This window comes from Bartonella sp. AD328YNZD, assembly GCF_042196425.1.
Map to the genome: position 1 here is coordinate 1 of NZ_JBHIQG010000277.1, position 3214 is coordinate 3214.

General features: G+C 35.1%; 2 protein-coding genes, 1 tRNA gene and 1 pseudogene. 2 read left to right on the forward strand and 2 right to left on the reverse strand.

Translation table 11 applies throughout. The features are described from left to right. A partial coding sequence (locus ACFIO3_RS10535) for a 3-phosphoshikimate 1-carboxyvinyltransferase (RefSeq protein WP_375704432.1) occupies nucleotides 1-656 on the reverse strand: 656 nt, incomplete at its 3' end. 187 nt (nucleotides 657-843) lie between these two features. Between ACFIO3_RS10535 and ACFIO3_RS10540 the strand changes: the two genes are divergently transcribed. After that, entirely contained in the window at nucleotides 844-1224 is a 381-nt protein-coding gene (locus ACFIO3_RS10540; RefSeq protein ID WP_375607947.1) for a TIGR02300 family protein, read from the forward strand. 116 nt (nucleotides 1225-1340) lie between these two features. Further along, a tRNA-Ala gene (locus tag ACFIO3_RS10545) sits at nucleotides 1341-1416 on the forward strand. 1653 nt (nucleotides 1417-3069) lie between these two features. Here ACFIO3_RS10545 and ACFIO3_RS10550 read toward each other — a convergent pair. Then, nucleotides 3070-3214: pseudogene (locus ACFIO3_RS10550) on the reverse strand (hypothetical protein); the annotation flags it as partial.

Sequence of the window (3214 nt, forward strand, 5' to 3'; positions counted from 1 at the left end):
CCTTCGTTATCTTTTTCTATTTCAAGTTGCGCACCGAATGCTTTTAACATTTTTTCCGTATGATCTCGTGTCAGAACAGGTTCAATAACAGTTGTAGTGCCGGCGGTATTGAGTCCAGCAAACAGGATTGCTGATTTAATTTGGGAGGAAGCTATTGGAACACGGTAGCGAATCGGATTAGCCATTTTCGGTCCATAAAGCGTTAAAGGAAGGTGATCATCGTGCGTTGCCTCAATTTCAACCCCCATGAGACGCAGTGGATCAAGGATACGTCCCATTGGACGTTTAGAGAGAGAAGCATCACCAATAAAAGTTGTTTTCATATGATAGGGACCAACCAATCCCATAACCAAACGAGCACCTGTTCCAGCGTTGCCAAAGTCTAAAGGTTTTTGCGCAGCTAAGAGGCAACCATTTCCTGTTCCTCGTATGATCCAAACTTCATCTTTTTTAATAATACAGGCGCCCATAGCTTGCATAGCAGCAGCTGTATTGAGTATATCAGCGCTTTCAAGTAATCCGTGGATATATGTCTCACCACTTGCTAATCCTCCCAATATAAGAGAGCGATGGGAGATTGATTTATCTCCTGGTATTTGAATTTTTCCAGAGAGACTACTCGATTTATAGGCGGTTATAGGGATTGCTTTTTGCATGGAAATTCTATTTAATTCTATCTAACTTTTATGAAATTATGCATCCTTTAGCACATGCTTTAAAGGACGTCATGAGAAAATCTATGCGGAGCAATGTATTTATCTTTGACAAAGGCATTATTTTTCGATTAAGCACCATAAAATTCATCTTTTAATGGAATAATAGTTAATCAAAGAGGCACGGCTTATGGCAAAACAGGAACTCGGAACTAAACGTGTTGATCCAGAAACAGGAAAAAAATTTTACGATCTAAATCGCGATCCTATTGTGTCGCCTTATACAGGAATTTCTTATCCACGTTCTTATTTTGAGGTTGCGGCAGCTGAAGCAAACAACGAAGAAGAAGTTGATACTGAAGAGCTTGATACAGCACTTGAAAAATCTGCTTTTATGCTTCTTGAAGAGGATGATGAAGATTCTAAAGATGACGATCTTCCTGATTTGGAAGATAGTGATGTAGATCTCGGTGATGACGATGATACATTTTTATCTCATGATGATGACGATGAGGAGGAGGATGTTACTGATATTCTTGGAGGTGGTGTTTCTAACGATGACGACACTTAAAAGAAGTAAAAGAAGGCATCTTTTCTATTGAATGCAAATTCTTCTTGATCTTCAATTTTTCTCGCTTTAAAAGGCATGGGTTGTATATTGTTCTTTTGAGAAAGTTTGTTTTTATAGGGGCTATAGCTCAGCTGGGAGAGCGCTTGCATGGCATGCAAGAGGTCAGCGGTTCGATCCCGCTTAGCTCCACCAAAAGGGCTAACTGTTCTATCAAGGGAATTAATTATAATAAAAGATGTGTGCATCAATTTAAAAGGTTTATGTGCTCTGTAACCATTGATCCAGTAGCGCGTTCCTTGCTTTAATGCTATCATTATGCGTTTCTAATCATTTGTTGGATTGTAAAGTTTTACTTTACATAACAATGGAAAGGATCATTTTTTATGCTTTACACAGAAATAAAAAAGGAGCTGTTTAACTGACACCTATTTTAAAGGACAAAATTTGAATCCTTCTTCACTACAAAATCATAATCTGTTGATTATCGATATCCTTTTAAAAGATAAGAAGTACCTAAATAAAGATTTGGGAATAGAAGATTAAGATATACTTTCCAATTATTGCGAATCAGGACTTTTGTTGAATATTTTTAGTCTTATCAGATGTTCTAGCAATTTAAAAAATTATCCCCTTGAGTAGCATTCACCAACTCAATACTGAAGCATGTTAAATCTTAAATAACATATTGTTATCATTATAAATTATTTATATTATTAAGTGATAACTCTAAACAAAATAAACTTCTCTCACCATAAGCTATAACGCATTGAATCAATAGGATTCCTTCCTTACACATCACAAACGATGTTGGAGGTGTAGGAGTAAAGCAGTGCCATCATTATACTTTTCAATCCCTAATGTTGCAAAAATTCTTATATTTGAGAATGTTCATAAGAGGTATTTTTGCTCCTTTCTTTATGTGTTTTTATCCACATGCCAATCGCGCTTATGTACAAGCCAATGGTTTTTCTTGGTTAAACATCAAGAGATCTGAAATGACAAAATCCTAAGCTATTCAAAATTCTTAATTCAATATGAATAAAGGTATATTACCGTTATAAAACAATGATTTTTAGTAAAAACCGTTTAAGAAAAGAATAAAAATGCCTCTCATAAATAGTCTCAAATGCAAGCGCTATCACAACATTGAAGGCTTATTTGTTTTTTCATAGGCGTTACAGAAAAATCCTTCCTAGAATATTCTGCTCTGTAAAGTTATATATACTTTACAGTCCTATAAATGATAGTGTTTTACAACACTACAAGATAATTTTTTTAATTAATAATAGGGCAGGAAAGATGAATAGACACGCTTCATTCTATACAATACTCAATATACACTTAGGTTTCTGAAGAGCTGTAGCACTCCCTTTATACAAAGAAAAGTTTTTATGAAACGATACTCTTTCATTGAATGCATTTCTCGTTTTTTATATTGAACTTTTTACCTCTTTATAATGCTGGAATTGCATTTGTTTTGATTGCTATTTTATACACTTAATAAACAGAATATTCAGCCAATAATGCATATAATGAAAATAAAAAAGAGATTATATTTTTTCCTTCAATAATCTCTGGTATTTCACCCAGTGCTCAATGCCAGCGCGCTAAATGGAAGATCGTTTCTATTGTCAACTCTTTGAACAAAGGGGGAAAATATAGAGAGTGCGCTCAAATATATCGTGCATTGCAAAAGCTTTCTGTCGCTTGAGTTTATTCTATTCAATAACAATTTATTTTATTCTAAAACCGGAAAAACGAGATAACCTTGTCGCACCATAAGAAATTTTGCTCTCAAATAATTTCACCACATCAATTCTCTGATTGAGATTTTCAAAATCCTCCCTAACGCCATCCACATCTCTTTAATTGCTGTTCATAGAGCTTCGATATTCTCGCCATGCGCTGTGCTACCTGTGAAAGTGCAACAGTGACATGCCCGCCACTACGCGCATAAGCACCATGTCCCATATGATAATTTAAATAAAGG